Below are 21303 nucleotides of genomic sequence, written 5' to 3' on the forward strand. Positions count from 1 at the left end.
CTAAAACCGTAATCGGTCTTAGGCTCTTTGTGTTTATATTTATATTTTTACTCGGTTTCTTGGGTGCTGAAAGCAGCGTTTGAAACAGCGCAGATCAGAGAATCCTCATCTGTTTTGTCACACAGCAAGTGGTAAATCATCACTCCACCAAGTTCCTGTTCTTTTGCGTATTGTGCTTTTTCGGCAGCAAGCTGCGGGGTATTAAAAAAGAAATCTCCGATTCGATTGGGGTCTTGCGGAGAAACCGCAGAAAGGTCGATATCGGAATAGAGCAGCCACTGTGCCGAAGCATCCAACGGTCTTCCATAGGCCGGGATTCCCAGCACAAGCTGCTCAGGAGAAAATCCCAGCGATAAAAAGTAATCGATGCTGTCTTTTGCAGTCTGCATGGTGCTGTGCAGCCCTTTACTGTCAAACTGGTCATACGCCATGATATGGACGCGGTCGATAGAATCAATTGCGGGCTGCTCTAGCAGGATATCCTGCGGATACAAAGCCAGTGAAAGATCAATATCAGAAGCGTCGAGTAAATCTTTCAAGGTGACCAGAAAAGCGGAAAAATCCTCCCATTCGTTTTCCAGAGGAAATTCCCAGTCAATGTCGATACCAGACAGCTTGTGTTCCTCTGCAAACTCGACGATATTCTGTGCCAGATTCTGACGTTCCTCATCGGTATCGATGGTGCTGCCGGCAATCTGAGAACGGATCAGTTCTCCTTGTGGATTGACGGTACACCAGAGCTCGATTTGACCATCCAGAGCCTGAACAGCCGAAGAAAAATGATCGGAGACGAGGAGTTCACCATTTTCGTCCCAATAGACACCGGTGTTTAAGACAAGGTAGTCGAGCAGGGCGATATTTTGGGCATAGGGAGAAAGATCATCCGGAGCAGAAGAGGTCGGAAGGTAAGCACAGAGAAGAAATGGACTTTCTTTGGAAGGATTTTGCTCGTCGGGAAAAATTTCCCGGGAAGTATTTTCTTGAGAATCGTTTTCCAAGCTATCTAATTGCGGTGTGGAAGATTCCGAGGGCTTTTCTTCCGAGGTCTCTGTTTGTTCCGTTGAGCCAAACAGTTCCATTTTTTCAGATTGAAAAGAGGAACAGCCGCAGAGCAGGAGAGAAAAGGTGAGGATCAGGCAGAGAATTTGTCTCATACACAGACCTCCTGCTTTTTGCGGGATGTTTTTTTCGGCTTTTCCTCAGCAGGAAAGACATCCGGACAGGTACGTGCGTAATGGAACAGATACTGCTGGGCAATGCCGATGTAATCTTTGGCGCAGGAGGGAAGCCCGTTTGGATAGAGATGGGAAAAAACACGCTTCATCCAGACGTCCATCGGGCAGCATTCCAGACGGTAAAATCCGTACAGCAGTGCACAGTCGGCGACTTTAGGACCGACACCGAAAATTTTCATCAGTTCTTCCTTGGCCTCTTCCAGAGGCATGGATGGGATGGCGGAAAGGTTTACCTCACCTGAGCTTACCTTCTGCGCGGCATCGATCAGATATTTGGCACGAAAGCCGCAACGTAGGGGTGCAAGATCTTCTACCGAAGCGGCGGCAAGTGTCTGTGGAGAAGGAAAGGAAAACAATCCATCGCCGATTGTGCTTCCAAAGCTCTCACACAGCCGCTCAACAATTCCTTTGATACGTTTGATGTTGTTGTTCTGACTGATGATAAAGCAGCACAGAGCTTCCCAGCCGTCCTGACGAAGGATACGGATTCCTGGAGCGTAGTGGATAGCATCGTGCAGAATAGCATCCTGAGAAAGAAGCTGTTTAATGTGGGTGTAGTCGGTATCCAGGTCAAAATAATGTTCCCAGAAGGAAGAAAATACTTCGGGAGTTGTGTTATGAAACAGCAGGGTACCGTTTTCCAACTGAGAAATAGTCAGCGGATGGTTTAACGCAAAGCCTTTCCAGGTTTCCAGAATGCCGTCCATGCAATCGGAAGCCGGAATGGGTGAGAAGGTAAAGCACTGACCGCAGTCCAGAATCTGGGGAAGGGAAAAATCGGTTACACCTTCTACAAGCAGCCCGCAGGGGTGCTGGGTCAAGGTAAGGGGCAAGAAGAACACCTCCTGAAGAAAGATCAAATGGGCCTATTTGTGTTTGGAATGGAATTTCCCGCGGGTTTTATTATGCTTTTTACCGCGGAATTTTTCGTTTTGGGAAGAGTTTTCCGGAGAGCTTTCGGTGTAGGAAGCAAAACGCTCGGAGTAGGAAGCTTTTTTGCGCTTGGAGTTGTTTTTGTTTTCGGAAAATCCGCGTTTGCGTGGATTTTGAAAGCTGGATTTTTCAAAGGAGGCTTTTTTGCCATCCTTTTTGAATTTCTCCTTTTGGTCTGCACCTTTGCGGCGTTTTTCAGTCGGGAGAACCGAGATTCGAACCTTTTTGCCGTTGATGCGGCAGTCCTGCATGGAGGATAGAACCTCTTCGGCCTGTTCCTGTGGAATCTCGACGGTGGTGTTGTCCTCAAAGATTTCGATTTTTCCGATATCTCGTCCGGAGAGTCCGGTGCGTTCTGCAATTGCGCCGACGATAAAGTTTGGAACCATCCGCGCGTTGTAGCCAGCGTCGATGATAAACTTGACGTAATCTTTTGGACTGCGGCGCTTCTTCTCACGGTTTAAACCAGTTGCATCCGGAAGGTCGGACTGTTGTGCTCCGTAAAGAAGTTCCAGTGCAGCGGCAGCAATCTGCTCTGCGGAGAAGGTGGGTACCTGTTCGTCTTCGGTATGCATCAGCGACAGCACCATATCAAGATATGGGAAGTCGGTTTTTCCAGTCAGAAAGGTTCGGAGTTTCTGCGCACCTTCCTCACGGCGCTTCTGTAAAATTTCGTCTGGCATTGGAACCGGTGCAAGTGTTGCCTGGGCTTTTGCAAAGCGAAGAATCTGCTCCATCTGGCGGAGCTGATTTCGTCCGCAGCATAGGGTATAAGCGCTGCCGCTTTTTCCGGCACGTCCGGTACGTCCAATGCGGTGAACATAGTATTCTGCATTTTGCGGAATGTCGTAGTTGAACACACAGTTGATGTCATCCACATCGATGCCGCGGGCAGCGACATCGGTCGCAACGAGGATAGAGGTTCTGCCTGCCTTGAAGGCATCCATAACAACGGTTCGCTGGGACTGCTTCATGTCTCCGTGCAGTCCTTCTGCTTTAAATCCGTGGTCAAGGAGCCAGCCTGTCAGGTCGTCCACCATCTTTTTGGTGTTGCAGAACACCATCGAGCGGGATGGTGCATAATAGTGCAGCAACAGTCCCAGAGCATCATTCTTGCGTCCGGTTGGGATATCGTAGTAAAACTGTTCGATACTGTTTAAAGCAACCTGAGACTTGTTGATCTCCACCAGAGTAGGATCTTTCTGATAGTTGTCGATCAGGTTCATGATTTCCTTTGGCATGGTTGCGGAAAAAAGGATGGTCTGGCGATTTTCCGGAGCCTGAGTCAGGATCGTTTCGATGTCCTCACGAAAGCCCATGCTCAGCATTTCGTCCGCCTCATCCAGAATAACCATGCGCAGCTCGGAAATCTTTAAGGTGCGGCGACGCAGGTGATCCATCACGCGGCCAGGAGTTCCAACAACAATATTGGCATCCTTGAGCTGAACGATCTGGCGTTCGATGGGTGCGCCTCCGTAAACGGCACAGACATGGACACCGCGGGTGTGGTGGGCAAGTTTTTTCAGTTCCTCGCAGGCCTGTACCGCTAGTTCTCTGGTCGGGCACAGCAGAAGGATCTGCGCCATGCGGCGATCAAGATTTGGGTCAACCATCTGGATAGCAGGAATACCGAATGCGGCTGTTTTACCGGTTCCGGTCTGGGAGCGGCCAACCACATCGCGCCCTTCCAGAATCAGTGGGATGCTCTGCGCCTGAATGGGGGTCGGTTCGGAAAAGCCCATTTCTCCGATAGCGCGCAGCAGTTCAGGAACGAGGGGAAGTTCTGCAAATAAGTTCTGATTCATAAAGTTCCTTTCTAATAAATACTTTACTATTTGTCCGTTCTTTTTTATCTCAAACAGTGTATCATCTGACCAAGACGAATGTCAATCGTATCGGGAATGCGAGAGATTTCTTTGTCAAATGGGGGGATAACTGACAAATAATTAGAAAAAATTTTGGTTAAAACTGAATAATTTCAAAAAATCCATTGACAATGACTGTTACATTGGTAATAATTATAAATGTGGATGAATCTAAAATTAGTCTGTAAAACCATACAGACGGAAGCGGGTGAACATATGTTTGACAAAATGAGAAGATTGCCGGATGCAGAACTGGAAGTTATGAAGGCAATCTGGGACAACACACCACCAATGTCGACCAATGATGTAATGAAGGTAATCAGCAACGAAAAGAACTGGAATATCTCCACTTTGCTGACCCTGCTTTCCCGACTGATCGACAGAGGTTTTCTCTCCTCGGAAAAACGCGGAAGAGAAAGAATCTACTATCCTCAGGTAGAGCGTGAGGAGTACATGGAGTACGAGACCAAGAACTTCATCAAAAAACTGCATAAAAATTCTTTTATGAGTTTGGTTAACACCCTGTACGACAACAATGATCTGACCGAACAGGATATCGACGAACTCTCCCAGTGGCTGGAAGAGAAAAAGAATAACGGATAATCTGCCCTAGGGGAATCCCCTAGGCACACAGGAGATTCCCTGACGGGACTTCTCCTGTGAACAATCTTAACCGCTTAAAAAAAGGAACCGAAGATTTTCTTCGGTTCCTTTTTTTATGTCTTAATATTTTTTGAGGTTTGGAATCAGGGTTCCGATCAAAGCAAAGATTCCCTGGAACAAAATCAGGTGCAGAATGCTCAGGTAGGAAAGATTTCCCATCAGCGAGAACAGGGTTACCAGTGCATATCCGACGACCAGAGCGATCATCTGAATCAGCACTGCCTGATCGATTGCGGTTTTTGCGGTCATACAGTCGAGGATGGCGGTTACCATCATGCGGGTGGAACCGATAAAACCGATCTTTGCAGGAGAGTGTTCCTTCTGTGCAGTCAGTTCTTCATAGGCTGCATGGAATTTTGCAGGCATGAGTTTGATCTGATCCAGCGGGAAGTCGTAAACAGCATGAATCTTTTCTGCTGTGATGTTCGGGTCGGAAGTGTTGATAATCAGGGACATTCCCTTTTCGTTCATACGATCCAGCTGTTCGCGGGTCTGGTTGTTTGGACGGTAGCTGATGACAAACATTGCCGAAAGCTGACCGGAGTTAGAAAGATAGATGATGTTTTTGCGATCCTTAACAAAACGCATCTCATAATCGTTGCTTGGAACCTCGATTCCGTGGTTTACCATCAGCTCACGGTTGCCGATCAGCACCCGTTTGCCATCTACCCAGGCAGAAAGTCCCATTGCATCTTCATAAGTAACGTTTTCTACCGGACGCAGCATTGCTTTGTTGGAACCGATGATCTTATTAAATACATCGGTGAGCATGCCGTCGGTGTTGCAGACAACACTTGCAGCATCTAGAATGACCGAGTCAATCTTGCTCTGATCAAATGGTTTGATTCCGTGCAGGATGATGTCGGAAGGACGGAACAGATCTTTTGCGTCCAGAATGACTGCTTCGGTGCGGGAGAAGGCATCAACTGCCGAATATCCCGAAACCATTGCGCCAGCAGGGATGAGCTTCTTGGACATTCGATAGAGTGGAAGGTTTGCTGCGATGGTGGAGGTGAGCGGAGCGCTGACACACATGATCGCAGTGAAGGTGGAAACTGCTTCTGCGATATTTTTGTTAAAGAGGTAAGCCAACACCGCCAGAACGATACCTGCAAGCAGACAGATTGGGGCAAGCACACGGCTCATTCGTTCTGCATGGTCCTCGGAATAGGAATTATCCAGGAAGTTTGCAAGGAATGGGCTGGTTTCTGGATAAGCGATGGTGTATTCTTCCATCGAAAGTCCTTTGGAGATGTCGCGCAGCAGGTTGCGGTCCTTTAAGAATACCGCAGCATGTTTGAGCTTTTCGGAAGATACGAGTTTGAAGTTATTCTGGATACGAAGGATAACCAGAATCTTTCCAAGCAGGTTAAACAGCAGGATGAACAGTGCGACCGGGAAGAACAGATACAGGTTGCTTCCAAAATCGGCTTTGTCAACGCTGAAGTATTCTGGCTTGATGATAAAACAGATTCCCTGAGCCAGGGTGCCAAGCAAAGCAAGCATCGGCAGGGTATCGGTGTTTGCTCTGAATTTTAATAGAGCGAGCAATCCGCCGCCAATCGTGTTGGAACAGATGACAGCGCCGATAGCACTGAGGATACAGGAAACCACCATATACGTTCTTAAGTGCAGCTCCGGCTGGATAAAGGTTGGCAGCGGGAGCAATTCATCACCGATCTGGATGTCTCGGGCAGCAAGTGCCAGATACAGAGACAGCGAGAACAGAACAACCATCAGAACAACGCGGATAAGCAGTCCTGTTTTGATGCTCTTCATGTCCCGCAGAATAGCTTCCTTATCCTTTGGAGAGGAATAATCCTCTAACTCTTCTTCCTCTTCGGAAATATCTTCCGGAACAGGGACTTCAGCAGAGGCGAGCCGTGATTTTGGTTCTTCTGCCGGGGCTTTTTTCTTGCCGAATATCCCGCCCTTTTTTTCCTGTTTTTGAGAAGGTTGCTGTTTTTCTGAGGGTACATCCTCTTCTTCCTCGGCATCTCCGGGAAGGTCGATGTGAAAGTGCTTCTGCGAAGATTTTGAAGATTTTGCGGAAGCACGGGAGGAGGAGTCTGCTTGGGATTTTGTTGCAGAAGAGAACATCTGCGCAGCAGCAAATTCTTCGGTAAGTCCGGTTGGGGTGGATGCGAAGATGTCTTCCTGTGTCGATTCCCCATCAAAGTTTAACGAAGAAGTATCAAACACAGCGTCTTCAGAAGAAGGCTGGGAAGTGTTTGGTTTTGTGTTTTGCTTAGGAGCTTCTTCCTGAGAAACAAAGAATTTCTGATATTCGGTTTTATCCTTCATCATCGAAGCTTCTTTCTGCTCCGGAGAAGGGGTGACCGGTTCAAAATCTCCAAATGGGGTGCTGCTTTGATTTTGCGGAAGGTCTGCAGGCTGCTGCTCTAAGAAGAAGGAATCGGTAATCTCATCGACTGGTTCTGCCTGCTTTTGGGAAGCCTGTTCCCGAGCGATACGAAGCTGCTCTTCTTCAAGGCGTTTTTTCTCTTCCAGCAATTCTCTGCGGCGGCGTTCCAGACGTTCCCGTTCTTCGTGCTCCTGCGTTTTTACCGTTTCCCGGTGGCTGGAGAGGGAACTGAAAAAGACGCCGGTACTGCTCATTGGATCAGGAGAAACAGGTTCTGGTCTGGAAAAGGAACTAGAACGGGAAGCAGGTTCCGGTGTCCTTTCTTCAGCAGGATGTTCCTGAACCGGACGTTCCGAAACAGGAATGGTCTGTACCGGTGTTTCTGGTTCTCTTGTTGGAGCAGCTTCCGAAACAGACTTAACGTCAGAATGGAAGGAAAGGACATTTTCTTCCTTTGGTTTTGCAGATTCTGCCGGTTTTGCAGGGGAAGGTTCGAACGAAAGATCCTCGATGTTTTCAGCAACCGGTCTGCGTGCCGGACGAGGTTCCGGTCGGTAAGAAGGACGTGCAGAGGCTTTGTTCTGCCGTGCTTTTTTGGCTTTAATCTCATTTAAGATGTCATCGACATTGTATTGATTGCTCATGGTGATTCTCCTTTTTTGCGTGTCCCTTGCAGGAGATTATTTTTTGTGGAAGGAAGGCAGGCCGTTTCTCTGGCGAACTGCTTCGTAAATGACAATGGCAGCGGCAACCGATGCGTTCAGGGAGTTGACCTGACCGTTCATCGGGAGGGATACCACAAAGTCACAGTGCTCTTTGGTCAGACGGCTGACGCCGCTGCCTTCGGCACCGACAACAATTCCGATTGGTCCGCCCATATCGGTGGAACACCATGGCTGACCGTCCATATCGGCGCAGAAAATCCAAAGGCCTTTCTGCTTGAGTTCCTCAATGGTGGAGACGATATTTGCTACGCGGACAACCGGCATATATTCCACTGCACCGGCAGAGGTTTTCGCTACGGTAGCGGTCAATCCTACGCCGCGGCGTTTTGGAATGATAACGCCGTGCGCGCCTGCAGCTTCTGCGGTACGGATGATAGCACCCAGATTGTGTGGGTCCTCAATGTTGTCGCAGATAATGATAAATGGCGGCTGATCGCCGGCTTTTGCAAAAATATCTTCCATCGTGGAAAAGTCATGGCAGGCAGCCATTGCAGCAACACCCTGATGAACAACCCCTTCACAAAGGGTATCCAGTTTCTGCTGGGCAGCGTCCTTAATCGGAATGCCGCGCTCTTTTGCCAGAGCAATGATTTTTCCCATACTGCCGCGCTCGATGCCTTTGAGGATGTAGATACAGTCGATTGGGCGGCCTTTTTTCAGCGCTTCGGTGACGGCGTTTCTGCCGGCAATAACCGAACTTTCCTGATTTGTTTTCTCAGATGCAAATTCTCTGGACACTGATAATTCCTCCGAAAATATGTCAAAAATTTATGATTCACGACAAAAATAAAATCATGATCTGTACCTTTCATTATAACATATTTTGGCAGGATTTCCATTAAAAAAAGGAGAAATCAAAAACTTTTGTTTTCTCAAAGAATCGAGTGCATGAATACCCAAAGATGATGTGTGAAACGTGCAGTTTTTGGATTAGACCAAAGCTGCATGTCAGCTTACCACAAAAACCACAGGGTCAGGGCACAGCCGGCAGCGGCAGAAAGCAGAAGTTTCCCGGCTGACCACAGGCGGCTAGTCAGACCCGAACGCAGGAATGCAGGTTTTGATGTCCGCAAATTCCCCAGAAAACTCTGGGCCTGTGTTTCCAGTGCTTTTTTGGAGGAATCCGCCTGATTGTCCTTGAGATAGAGCACGGCGCGTTCAAAATAAGGGTTTTGTGTGTCATTGATTTCGATGATGCGCTTGTTGATGCCTCGTACCATAATTGTTCATACCTTTCTTGAGTTAATTTTGAAGGATAAAAGTTGAAAATACTGTTAATAATGTTGAAAACTATAAAAATTCGGGTAATTATCCGAATTGTATAACAAAAATCGACGAAAAGTGCGTTCTCAAATGAGAATATGTTGAAAACCTAGTTTAAACTGTTTAAAATCCCTGTGATAAAACAAAAAAATAACAAAGATAAAAATGTTAATAATTTGAAAACTTCAATTACAAAAAGTAATATTAAGGAAATTAAGTGTTTTTTTATCCATAAAACGGGATGTTTACAAGCTTATTATGGATAAAAAATCAGGTTTTACACGACCTTATAAAAGAATGTTGGAAACTTTTTGTTGAAAAGTATGGCGAAAAAGAGAAAAACATTGTGATATAACTGACAAAATAAGGCTAAAATGCAAACTTTTTCCGTTAGATGTTGACATTTCAGAGTAAAAGAGTAAAATAAATTTGTAAAATTAATATAGTTTCGCAAAGTATATTATGGAATTAATCCTGCGACTTTTGGATGAATTTAAAAACACAGGATTTTGCTGGGAGGTTATTGCTATGAAACGTGAAGGACAAATCAGCGTTAACTCAAAGAATATGTTTCCAATCATCAAGAAATGGCTGTACTCGGACAAGGACATCTTTTTAAGAGAAATTGTTTCCAACGGCTGTGATGCAATTAAAAAACTGGAAAGCCTTCAGGGAATTGGAGAGGCACAGCTGGAAGACGGATACCAGCCAAAGGTGATTGTCACCATTGACAGCGAGAAAAAACAGCTGATCGTATCGGATAACGGTATTGGTATGACCGAGGATGAAGTAGAGCGCTATATCACCCAGATCGCTTTCTCGGGCGCAGAGGAATTTTTGGAAAAATACAAAGAAAAGAGCGAAGAAAGCGCCGGAATCATCGGACATTTTGGTCTGGGATTTTATTCTGCGTTCATGGTATCGGATACTGTAGAGATCGAGACCCTGTCCTACAAAGAAGGAGCAAAACCGGTACATTGGGTTTCCGCAGGGGAAGACAGCTATGAAATTGAGGATGGTACCCGCACCGAACACGGAACCACCATCATCATGAACATCACCGAAGAGGAACAGGAATTTTTGCAGGAAAGCAGAATCCGCGAGATCCTGCACAAATACTGCCAGTTCATGCCATATGAAATCTACCTCAATCCACATGACGAGGAACGTCCGGTTTATGACAAGGACGGCAACATCGAGAAAAACGAAGACGGCACCGAAAAGAAACGCATTGTAAAACCGCTGCCGATCAACGACATCCATCCTCTGTGGCTCAAAGCACCAAAGGACTGCACCGATGAGGACTACAAGGCATTTTACCAGAAAGTCTTTATGGACTTTAATGAACCACTGTTCTGGATTCACCTGAATGTAGATTACCCATTTAATTTAAAAGGTATTCTTTATTTCCCGAAGCAGCTTAACCGCATGGAAGTTATGCCAGGTCAGGTTAAACTGTACAGCAATCAGGTCTTTGTTGCGGACAACATCAAGGAGATTATTCCAGAATTCCTGCTTCTGTTAAAGGGTGTCATCGATTGTCCGGACATGCCGCTTAACGTTTCCAGAAGCTTTTTGCAGAATGACGGCGAAGTACAGAAGATTGCCCAGCACATCACCAAGAAGGTTTCGGACAAGCTGCATCAGATCTTTAAAAATGACCGTCCAAGCTATGAAAAATACTGGAATGATATTTCTGCATTTATCAAGTTTGGCTGCCTGAAAGATGAGAAATTCTATGACCGTATGAAGGATATTCTGCTGTTCAAGACCATCGATGGAGAGTACAAGACCCTGGAAGAATATCCAAAAGCAGAAGGTAACAAGATTTATTATGTAACCGATGAAAATCTGCAGGCACAGTACATCTCGATGTTTAAAGAAAATGGACTGACCGCTGCAGTACTGACCCATGCGATCGATCCTCACTTCATCAGCCTGCTGGAATACAAGAATCCAGAAGAGATGAAATTCCTGCGCATTGATGCGGACTTGGGAGAAGCACTGAAAGTTTCTCAGCCGGAAGCGGAATCGGAGGACGCAAAGAAAGCACAGGAAGAGGAAAACAACAAGCTGATTGAGTGCGTCAAAGCCTGCCTGCCGGATGAGAAGTTGGAATACAAGGTTGAGAGCCTCAAAGCGACCGAAACACCGGCAGTTATCCTGCTGTCCGAATATGCGCGCCGTATTCAGGATATGAACAAGGTATTGGGCGAAAGCTTTGCACCAGAAGGTCAGGTAACGCTGGTACTCAACAGCGAAAACGAGATTGTCAAGAAGATCCCATCCTTGACTGAGGAAAACCGCAAACTTGTCTGCGAACATATCTACGACCTTGCACTGATGGCACATAAGCCATTGAGCGCTGAGCAGATGTCCAAGTTTATTGCAAGGAATGTAAAACTGCTGGAGCTGTTGGCGGAGTAACCGAAGAATAAAAAGTTTCGATAGAGCGAAACAGAAGTTTTCGTCCACCTTTTTCAAAAGCAGGCTGAGCCTGCACCCTGTTCGCCTACGGCGCAAAGACGGGCGGCAAGTGGACAAAACAAAAGTTTTACTCAATTTTTTTCAAAAAATTGTGGGTTTCCCAAGGGTAAAGCCCTTGGGCGCTCGTCGCAACGAGCGAAAGGCTTATCGTCAGGCGCCTTTGCGGGTGAACTTTTCAATCCAAACTTTGGATTGAAAAAGAGGGGGCTTTTGTAAGAAAAAAGCCCCCTAAGGGACAAACGCTATGCACTTTCCAGAAAAACCTCCCAGTGGGAGATTTTTCTGCTGTCTGTACGGAAGGTATTAGTGATGGAAAAGTGTCTATCATGAAATTTGGTATTGGCGACGGAAATCTGTTCCGAATTACAGGCGCGCTGCTGTGAGCAGGCACACTTGCCGTGTGCCACGCACTGACGTGCGACAGCCACAGAAGAACACTCTGCCTCTATCGTTTTCTTTTTTATTGTTAAGTGTCACAGGGGCGTTGCCCCCGTACCCCCACAAACTTTTGTGTACGAAAAGTCAGTCGAAAACTTGTTTTCGACTACAAAAAAACTTTATTTTTTGCAGTGCCAAGCCCGGAAAGGAGTATCCTTATGACCGAAGAAATCAAACGCTTGTCCCAACTGATAAAGCAAAGCCAACGCATCGTCTTTTTTGGCGGAGCCGGTGTTTCCACTGAATCGCAGATCCCTGATTTTCGCAGCGATGATGGACTGTATGGCGACAAACAGGCAAAACGGTACCCCTATCCGCCTGAAACAATGCTCAGTCACTCCTTTTTTGAACAACATACCAAAGAATTTTTTGAGTATTATTTTGACAAGATGGTTTATCCGGATGCAAAGCCGAATCCGGCTCATATTGCCCTTGCAAAGCTTGAGCAGATGGGAAAACTCAGCGCGGTCATCACCCAGAATATTGATGGGCTGCATCAGATGGCTGGAAGCAGGAGAGTGTGCGAACTGCACGGCAGTGTCCATCGGAATTTCTGCATAAACTGTGGGAAAAAATATAACCTCAGTCAGATGTTAGAGCAAAAGGATGCAGGAGTGCCAAGATGCAGCTGCGGTGGTATTATCAAGCCGGATGTTGTGCTGTATGAAGAACCATTGGATAACGATGTGATGGCAGGAGCTATCAGCTATATCATGGCAGCAGATCTGATGATTGTGGGCGGAACCTCGCTGGCAGTTTATCCGGCAGCAGGACTCTTGCAGTACTATCAGGGAAAAGAACTTGTGCTCATCAACAAAACCCAGACACCGTATGACCGCAGAGCTTCCCTTGTCATTCGGGATAACATCGGTCAGGTGATGGAACAGGCACTCAGCCTTCTGGATTAACAGGGGATTCTGCTTGCAAAAGAGCAAAAATCTTTATTTTCCGCTTGACGATGCCCTTTTCAGATAGTAAAATGAAGGGGAACTCTAACAGAAGAAAGGAAATCCACAGATGAAAGCAAGAATTCCAAAACACAGAGAATTTGTTATCAACCTCGAAAAAACTGCTGAGGAAAAACGCGAAGAGTGCTGGGCAAAACTGGAAGCAATCCTGGAAGATTATAAAAAGGATGGCAAATCGGTTTATACCCCAAGCTTCATTGAGGACAATGAAGACAAGGTAAAAGCATTGCAGGCAGAGTACGGTTTTGAGTACACCATCGAATTGAAATAAGACCCAGGCGGCAGAAAGGCGGTGCCAAAAGGCGCGGTGTTTCTGCTGCTTTTTTGTTTTTCCGGCTGATTTTGATAGGGAAATGTTTTACGACCGTTTAAATTTTAAAAATAGACACAAATTATTTAAAGAAACCCCCGAGGAAGGTTTGACAAAACCGTACAGATAGAGTTACAATATCATAGATATGCTATGACTTATTTTCATATTAAAAGAAGCAGCCTTTTCCGATGGTTCTGCCGGTTTACCAATGACCGGTTTTCTGGCAAACGGGTGGACACAAGGCAGAGCCTTTAAAAATAAATGAGGTGTAAAAATACTATGGGATTAATGGATAAAATCTTCGGAACCTATTCCGAAAGAGAATTAAAGCGAATCTATCCAATTCGCGACAAGGTCCTGAGTCTGGAGGAACAGTACTCCAAGATGTCGGACAAAGAACTCAAAGACATGACTCCAAAGCTCAAAGAGCGTCTTGCAAACGGTGAAACACTCGACGACATCCTGCCGGACGCATTTGCTACCTGCCGTGAGGCTGCATGGAGAGTGCTTGGTATGAAGCACTTCCCGGTACAGATCATCGGTGGTATCGTTCTGCATCAGGGCCGTATCGCAGAGATGAAGACCGGTGAAGGTAAAACCCTGGTTGCAACTCTGCCAGTATACTTAAACGCTCTGACCGGAAAAGGTGTTCATGTTGTTACTGTCAACGATTACCTTGCAAAACGTGACTCGGAAGAGATGGGCAAGGTATACCGCTGGTTGGGACTCAAGGTAGGTCTGGTTATCCACGACATCGAGCCTGCACAGCGTCAGGAAGCATACAAAGCAGATATTACTTACGGCACCAACAACGAGTTTGGTTTTGACTATCTGCGTGACAACATGCAGATTTACAAAGAAAACCGTGTTCAGCGCGGACATTACTATGCAGTAGTCGACGAGGTTGACTCGATCCTCATCGATGAAGCAAGAACTCCTCTGATCATTTCTGGCCGCGGTGATAAATCCACCGACCTGTACAAGATTGCAGACCGCTTTGCAAGAAGCCTGCGCATGTACAAGGTAAAAGAGCTGGACGACAAGGAAGAACACGATGATGTTGTTGACGCAGACTACATCGTAGACGAGAAAGCAAAGACCGCAACCCTGACCAAAGCCGGCGTTAAGAAGGCAGAGGAGTTCTTTGGCCTGGAAAACCTGATGGACATGGAGAACTCCACAATCCAGCATCACATCAACCAGGCAATCAAAGCACACGGAACCATGCATCGTGACATCAACTACGTTGTAAAAGACGGTGAAGTCATGATCGTAGACGAATTTACCGGCCGTATCATGAATGGACGCCGTTACAGCGAAGGTCTGCATCAGGCAATCGAGGCAAAAGAAGGCGTTGAGGTAAAACGTGAGTCCAAGACTCTGGCTACCATCACTTACCAGAACCTGTTCCGTATGTATGAAAAGCTCTCCGGTATGACCGGTACTGCAATGACCGAGGAACAGGAGTTCCGTGAGATCTATGGTATGGACGTTATCGAGATCCCAACCAACAAGCCGGTAATCCGTAAAGATCTGCCGGACGTTGTATATAAAACCGAAAACGGAAAATTCAACGCAGTTGTTGAGCAGGTAAAAGAATGCCACGAAAAGGGACAGCCGGTTCTGGTTGGTACCGTTTCGATCGAAACTTCCGAACGTCTGAGCAACCTGCTCAAACGCCATGGCATCAAGCATCAGGTGCTCAACGCAAAATATCATGAAAAAGAAGCAGAAATCGTTGCACAGGCTGGTCAGTACGGTGCGGTAACCATCGCAACCAACATGGCTGGTCGTGGTACCGACATCATGCTGGGCGGTAACGCTGAATTCTTGGCAAAGAACCAGATGCGCAAAGAAGGCTACTATGAAGAGCTGATTGTAGAAGCAACTGGTTTCGGCGATACCGATAATGAAGAAATTATCGAAGCACGCAAACGCTTTACCGAGCTTTCCAAGGAGTTCAAAGAAAAACTCCGTCCAGAGGCAGACAAGGTTCGTGAAGCAGGCGGTCTGTTCATCGTTGGTACCGAGCGTCATGAATCCAGACGTATCGACAACCAGCTGCGCGGACGTTCCGGACGTCAGGGCGACCCTGGCTGCTCCCGTTTCTACCTCTCTCTGGAAGATGATCTGATGAGACTGTTCGGCGGTGACCGCATCACCAACATGATGGATTCTCTGAAGATCGACGAGAATATGCCAATTGAAAACAGAATCCTCACCAGCACCATCGAAAACGCACAGAGCAAGATCGAAGGACGCAACTTTGGTATTCGTAAGAACGTACTGCAGTTCGACGATGTTATGAACAAACAGCGTGAAATCATCTATGCACAGCGCAACAAGGTTCTGGATGGTGAAAACCTCAAGGATTCCATCCTGTCCATGATGGATGAAACTGTTGATTCTGCAATGCAGATGTACATGCCGGAAGGTGTGGAACCGGAACACTGGAATATGGAAGGTTTCCGCAACTACTTTATCGGTATGATTGCAGGCGATGTTCTGGAGATCTCCGGTGATGACCTCAAGAAGGTTAACAAAAAAGAGCTGGGCGACAAAGTTAAGGAAAAAGTCCATGCACTGTATGCAAAACGTGAGGAAGATCTGGGCGAAAGCATCACCCGTGAGCTGGAACGTGTTGTTCTGCTCAAAGAGGTTGATACCAAGTGGATGGATCACATCGACGCAATGGATGAGCTCAAGAAAGGTATCTCTCTGCGCTCCTACGGACAGAAGGACCCAGTTGTTGAGTACCGTATCGAAGGCTTTGACATGTTCGACGAGATGATCGCAAGCATCCGCGAGGAAACCGTCAAGATTCTGCTGCTGGCTCCATTCCGCAAACCAAACTCGGCACAGCCGCAGGAAGCTCCAAAGCGTGAGCAGGTAGCACAGCCAACTGCAACCAGCTCGGATGGCACCGTAACTCCGGCAACCATCAAACGTCAGGGCAAAAAGGTTGGAAGAAATGACCCATGTCCATGCGGAAGCGGCAAAAAATATAAAAACTGCTGTGGCAGATAAATAATGAACCAATACCGGAAGTGACAAGACCTGTCGAGTTTTGCTCGCTTCCGGTTATTTTATATCAAAATATCAGGAAATGAGGTGCCAAAATGAATATTACTGATGACCGGATCAAGTTCTTGCGTCTGTTGTCCGAGAAATATCGTTCCCGCCAGCAGGTTTGTACCGAGATCATCAACCTTCAGGCAATTTTGAACCTGCCAAAGGGGACCGAACATTTTATGAGTGACCTGCACGGAGAATATGAGGCTTTTTCTCACATCCTCAATAACTCTGCGGGAGTTATCCGTGAAAAGGTAGACATGTTGTTTGAGGGAACACTGACGCCAAGAGAACGGTCCAGTCTGTGTACTCTGATTTATTATCCGGAGGAAAAGCTTGAGAAGATCAATGAGGAAGGAAGAAATACCGAGGAGTGGTATCGGTTTGTGCTGCAGAACCTGATTGATCTTGCCAAGATGCTTTCTTCCAAATACACTCGTTCCAAGGTCAGAAAGGCAATGCCGTCCGAATACAGCTATATCCTCGATGAGCTGTTGCATGCTCAGGCAGATGAGGATAACAATCAGTTTGTTTACCATCAGAAGATTATCGATACCCTGTTAAAACTGGGAGAAGGCGACGATTTTATCATTGCGCTGTCCAGTCTGATCAAACGGCTTGCTGTCGATCATCTGCATATTGTGGGGGATATCTTTGACCGAGGAGAGCGACCGGATGCGATCCTTAACATGCTGATGCAGCATCACTCACTGGACATCGAGTGGGGCAACCACGACATTCTGTGGATGGGTGCAGCCTGCGGCAGTCAGGCATGTATTGCCGCAGTAGTACGCAACTGTCTTTCCTACAATAATATCTCGGTGCTGGAACAGGGCTACGGAATCAGTCTGCGTCCACTGGTTTTGTTTGCCGAAAAGATGTATGACGAAACAGACCCGAATAAGGCGGCGAAAAAGGCAATTTCCATCATTCTGTTTAAGCTGGAAGGTCAGATCATACGCCGCAATCCGGATTACGGAATGCAGGAACGTCTGCTGCTGGATAAGGTAAACTTTGACGATGCGACCATCGATATTGACGGCGTGGTGCATGAGCTCAAAGAAAAGCGTTTCCCTACCATCAACCGAATGGACCCGTATGCGCTCGACCCTGCTGAGCGGGAAATCATGGATGAGCTGGAAAAACTGTTTCGGGAGAGTGAACAGCTCCAGCGTCATGTGACCTTCCTGTATAATCATGGCAGCATGTACCGCAAATTTAATGGAAATTTGCTGTTCCATGGCTGTGTTCCGCTGGATGAGGACGGCAACCTGAAGGCATTGCATTTTGGTGGACGCATCTATCAGGGCAAGAGCTATATGGACTATGCGGATTCGATTGCGCGCCGGGCTTATTTTTCGGATGACCGCACCCAGAAAGAGCTCGATTTCATGTGGTATCTGTGGTGTGGAAGCAACTCGCCGTTGTCCGGAAGGGTGGTCAAGACCTTTGAACGAACCTTCTTAAGCGACGAGAGCACCTGGAAGGAACCGAAGAATCCATATTACCGCTATCAGGATTCCGAGCCTGTCTGCCGGATGCTGCTGCGGGAGTTTGGACTGTATTCGGAAAATTCGCATATTATTAATGGTCACACCCCGATTCACGTTATGGAGGGAGAAAATCCGCTCAAGGCAAATGGACGACTGATTGTAATTGACGGAGGATTCTGTAAGGCATACCAGAAAACAACTGGAATTGCAGGATATACTTTGATCTTTAATTCGCATGGAATGCGCTTAAAATCCCATCAGCCATTTTCCGGAATGGAAGCGGCACTTTCGGAAAATCTAGATATTGATTCCCAATCCCAACAGGTAGCAACACTGGATAAACGTCTGATGGTAGCGGATACCGATACCGGCGAGATGCTCAAGGAGCAGATTGCCGACTTAGAAGATCTGCTGACTGCCTATCGGGAAGGCCTGATTGCGGCAAAAGCATAATTTGGGTAAAACAAAACCACCGACCTAAATCAGGTCGGTGGTTTTTATGTTGTTTGTTGCCCGTATTTGCGCCCAAGGCGAACGAAAGTTTTTGGTCGAGCTTTTTACAAAAAGCTCGCAGATTCCAAAGGCAGAGCCGTTGGTCGCTCGTCGTAACGAGCGAAAATCTCGAGTTGAACTTGTTCAACTCATATCGTCAGACGCATTTTTGAAAGTGTGAAAACTTTTTGCAAGAGAAAAAGTTTTCACAAATTGCCGGATTGCAGAAACTATCCCCGAAAAGTTCCCAGTGGGAAGTTTTCGGCAGTAAAAACACTTGCTTTATAAATACAAAAACAATCAGGAAAAATAGCATCAATCTAATACGGGATTCCGTCGTCAAAAATCATCCACCGGATAATTTTTGAGATCGCACTCTACTTGCAATCGGTTTTCGAGGACTTTTTCTCTTGCAAAAAGTCCTCGAGCTCCCCAAAATACGCTTGAACGAGAAGGAGTTTCGCACTCTGCGGAGTGCGACCAAAGGCTCTGCCTTTGGAAACCACAATTTTTTGAAAAAAATTGAGTAAAACTTTTATTTTCTTCCAACGAGCGCAGTCGGAGACAAGCGACCTACGCGAGAGCGAGAGTCTCGGGTTTGCACTTAACCGACAACGCGAACAGTTCGCGGGTTCAACCCGCCTACAAACGGGAGAGAAAATCAGAATACCCAAACTGTCGGACAAGCCATCCCTGACCGTCTTTGTCCCGCCATACGATGGAAGGAAGTGGCATCCCGTTGAAGGTGTTGGTCTTGACCATCGTGTACAGTGCCATATCCTCGAATACCAGCTTGTCACCCTCTTTTAGTGGAACATCAAAGGAGTAATCTCCAATGATATCGCCGGCAAGGCAGGTTGGTCCGCCCAGACGATAGGTATATGCCTTTTCACCGGCTTCTCCACTGTCTTTCAGTGGTGGGCGATACGGCATTTCCAGCACATCCGGCATATGGCAGGCAGCGGAGGTGTCCAGGATGGCAATGTCCATGCCGTTGTGCAGGGTTTCCAGCACGCTTGTCACCATGAATCCTGCATGATATACCACCGCTTCCCCAGGTTCCAGATAAACCTGTACGCCGTAGGTGTCGCGGAAATGTTCGATTACCGAAACAAGAGTTTCGATATCGTAATCGGGGCGGGTAATGTGATGTCCGCCGCCGAAATTGATCCACTTTAATCCATGCAGATATTTTCCGAACTTTTCTTCAAATGCGGCTGCGGTAGTTTTCAGGTCATCCGAATTCTGTTCGCACAGAGTGTGGAAGTGCAGACCATCCAGCATCGGCAGAAGCGACTCGTCAAAATTTGCAAGGGTGGTTCCAAGTCGGGAGCCGGGTGCACATGGGTCGTAGATTGCATGGCCTTCCTGAGTCGAACATTCGGGGTTGACACGCAGTCCGACTGATTTTCCGGCATCTTTGGCACGCTGACCGTACTTTTTAAGCTGAGTTGGGGAATTGAATACAAAGTCATCGGCAACTTTCAGGAGTTCACAAAATTCCTGCTCACGATAGGCAGGGGAGAAAACGTGGGTTTCACCGCCAAAATAATCGTGACCGAGCTTTGCTTCGTAAAGGCCGCTGGCAGTAGTGCCCGCCAGATATTCCCGAATAATGGGGTAGGTCGAATACATCGAAAAGGCTTTCTGTGCCAGCAGAATTTTACAGCCGGTGCGCGAGCACACCGACTGTAATACTGCAAGATTATTGCGAAGCCTTTGTTCGTCTACCAGAAAATAGGGAGTAAGAAAGGAAGAAAGGCAGATTTTTTCCATTAGTCTACCAGCACCGGATCACGGTCTTCTTTCCAAGGCAGGCCCCATTTGTTGAGTGCATCCATGAACGGATCTGGATCGAACTCTTCCATGTTGTGAACGCCTGGTTTGTTCCATTTGCCGGTCATCACCATCATGGCACCGATCATGGCAGGAACACCGGTGGTGTAAGCAACAGCCTGGGAGCCAACTTCTTTGTAGCATTCTTCATGGTCACAGATGTTGTAGAGGTAGTAGGTTTTGTCCTTGCCGTCCTTTTTGCCGCGGAAGATGCAGCCGATGTTGGTTTTGCCCTTGGTGCGCGGACCTAAAGAGGATGGGTCTGGCAGAACTGCTTTTAAGAACTGGAGCGGGATGATCTCTTTGCCTTCGTACATGATTGGCTCGATGGAGGTCATACCGACATTTTCCAGACATTTGAGGTGGGTCAGGTAGCTCTGACCGAAGGTCATGAAGAAGCGGATGCGTTTGATGCCAGGAATGTTGAGAGCAAGGCTTTCGATCTCTTCGTGATGGAGCAGGTACATATCTTTCTGACCAACACCGTCAAAGTTGTATTCACGTTTGATTTCCATTGGTTCGGTCTCTACCCAGTGACCGTCTTCCCAGTAGGAACCTTTTGCGGAAACTTCACGGATGTTGATTTCAGGGTTAAAGTTGGTTGCGAACGGATAGCCGTGGTCGCCGCCGTTGCAGTCGAGGATGTCGATGTAGTTGATCTCGTCAAATTCATGTTTGAGAGCATAAGCGGAGAATACGCTGGTAACACCAGGGTCAAAGCCGCTGCCCAGCAGTGCAGTGATGCCAGCCTGTTCAAAGCGTTCACGGTAAGCCCACTGCCAGCTGTACTCAAATTTTGCAGTATCTTCTGGCTCATAGTTTGCGGTATCTACATAGTGGGTCTTGGTAGCAAGGCAGGCATCCATGATGGTCAGATCCTGATATGGCAGAGCGAGGTTTAACACAACATCCGGTTTTACCTCGTTGATCAGGGCAATCAGTTCGTCAACGTTGTTTGCATCAACCTGTGCGGTTGTGATTTTGGTTTTGGTAGTGCCCTCGAGTTTTTCCTTGAGCGCATCGCATTTGGATTTGGTGCGGCTTGCAATGCACATCTCCTCAAAAACTTCGCTGTTCTGGCAGCATTTGTGGATTGCTACGGAAGCAACGCCGCCGCAGCCGATGATTAAAACTTTTCCCATGATAAATGACCTC

At 47.1% G+C, this 21303-nt stretch carries 14 protein-coding genes; 6 read left to right on the plus strand and 8 right to left on the minus strand.

The window, feature by feature from the left end; translation table 11 throughout:
* Positions 1 to 47: 47 nt before the first annotated feature.
* From BQ5375_RS03535 to BQ5375_RS03545, 3 genes are read right to left on the minus strand one after another with little or no spacing between them, the layout of a single operon-like run.
* Positions 48 to 1154 carry a glycoside hydrolase family 18 protein gene (locus BQ5375_RS03535; RefSeq protein ID WP_022132123.1) on the minus strand — a complete coding sequence of 369 codons (1107 nt, stop codon included), beginning with the start codon at positions 1152 to 1154 and terminating at the stop codon, positions 48 to 50.
* Positions 1151 to 2068, minus strand: coding sequence for a DNA glycosylase (locus tag BQ5375_RS03540; RefSeq protein WP_022132122.1), 918 nt, complete (start codon positions 2066 to 2068; stop codon positions 1151 to 1153). The genes BQ5375_RS03535 and BQ5375_RS03540 overlap by 4 nt, the downstream gene beginning before the upstream one ends.
* 33 nt (positions 2069 to 2101) lie before the next feature.
* Positions 2102 to 3973 (minus strand): DEAD/DEAH box helicase, encoded by a 1872-nt coding sequence (locus BQ5375_RS03545; protein ID WP_022132121.1) that lies wholly within the window; start codon positions 3971 to 3973, stop codon positions 2102 to 2104.
* Between the two features lie 276 nt (positions 3974 to 4249).
* Here BQ5375_RS03545 and BQ5375_RS03550 point away from each other — a divergent pair, with 276 nt between their 5' ends.
* The gene (locus BQ5375_RS03550) at positions 4250 to 4636 is read left to right on the plus strand and encodes a BlaI/MecI/CopY family transcriptional regulator (RefSeq protein WP_022132120.1); all 387 of its coding nucleotides are present in this window, start codon (positions 4250 to 4252) and stop codon (positions 4634 to 4636) included.
* Positions 4637 to 4756: 120 nt separating this feature from the next.
* On the opposite strand, the gene BQ5375_RS03555 is transcribed toward BQ5375_RS03550, so the two are convergent.
* From BQ5375_RS03555 to BQ5375_RS03565, 3 genes are all read right to left on the minus strand, one after another.
* Positions 4757 to 7705, minus strand: coding sequence for a hypothetical protein (locus tag BQ5375_RS03555; protein WP_022132119.1), 2949 nt, complete (start codon positions 7703 to 7705; stop codon positions 4757 to 4759).
* A gap of 36 nt (positions 7706 to 7741) precedes the next feature.
* A complete protein-coding gene (gene rlmB / locus BQ5375_RS03560) occupies positions 7742 to 8524 on the minus strand; it encodes a 23S rRNA (guanosine(2251)-2'-O)-methyltransferase RlmB (protein WP_022132118.1) in 783 nt (260 codons plus the stop codon).
* Positions 8525 to 8739: 215 nt separating this feature from the next.
* Complete coding sequence (locus BQ5375_RS03565; RefSeq protein WP_022132117.1) at positions 8740 to 9006, minus strand: hypothetical protein; 267 nt, start codon at positions 9004 to 9006, stop codon at positions 8740 to 8742.
* A 571-nt stretch (positions 9007 to 9577) separates the two neighbouring features.
* On the opposite strand from BQ5375_RS03565, the gene htpG reads away from it, so the two are divergent.
* The 5 genes from htpG to BQ5375_RS03595 all read left to right on the plus strand — a co-directional run bounded on the left by htpG (position 9578) and on the right by BQ5375_RS03595 (position 18273).
* Positions 9578 to 11476 (plus strand): molecular chaperone HtpG, encoded by a 1899-nt coding sequence (gene htpG / locus BQ5375_RS03570; RefSeq protein ID WP_022132116.1) that lies wholly within the window; start codon positions 9578 to 9580, stop codon positions 11474 to 11476.
* A gap of 656 nt (positions 11477 to 12132) precedes the next feature.
* Positions 12133 to 12882, plus strand: a complete 750-nt coding sequence (locus BQ5375_RS03580; RefSeq protein WP_022131705.1) for an NAD-dependent protein deacylase — start codon at positions 12133 to 12135, stop codon at positions 12880 to 12882.
* A gap of 109 nt (positions 12883 to 12991) precedes the next feature.
* Positions 12992 to 13213: a hypothetical protein gene (locus BQ5375_RS03585; protein ID WP_022131706.1), complete on the plus strand. Its 222-nt coding sequence runs from the start codon at positions 12992 to 12994 to the stop codon at positions 13211 to 13213.
* A gap of 321 nt (positions 13214 to 13534) precedes the next feature.
* Entirely contained in the window at positions 13535 to 16282 is a 2748-nt protein-coding gene (secA, locus tag BQ5375_RS03590) for a preprotein translocase subunit SecA (RefSeq protein WP_022131707.1), read from the plus strand.
* Between the two features lie 92 nt (positions 16283 to 16374).
* Positions 16375 to 18273, plus strand: coding sequence for a fructose-bisphosphatase class III (locus BQ5375_RS03595; protein ID WP_022131708.1), 1899 nt, complete (start codon positions 16375 to 16377; stop codon positions 18271 to 18273).
* Between the two features lie 681 nt (positions 18274 to 18954).
* Here BQ5375_RS03595 and nspC read toward each other — a convergent pair.
* Entirely contained in the window at positions 18955 to 20088 is a 1134-nt protein-coding gene (gene nspC, locus BQ5375_RS03600; RefSeq protein WP_076917415.1) for a carboxynorspermidine decarboxylase, read from the minus strand.
* On the minus strand, positions 20088 to 21290 hold the full coding sequence (locus BQ5375_RS03605; protein WP_022132142.1) for a saccharopine dehydrogenase family protein: 1203 nt from the start codon (positions 21288 to 21290) through the stop codon (positions 20088 to 20090). Before BQ5375_RS03605 ends, nspC begins: the two co-directional genes overlap by 1 nt.
* Positions 21291 to 21303: the final 13 nt, after the last annotated feature.

This window comes from Negativibacillus massiliensis (assembly GCF_900148495.1).
GTDB classification, from domain to species: domain Bacteria; phylum Bacillota; class Clostridia; order Oscillospirales; family Ruminococcaceae; genus Negativibacillus; species Negativibacillus massiliensis.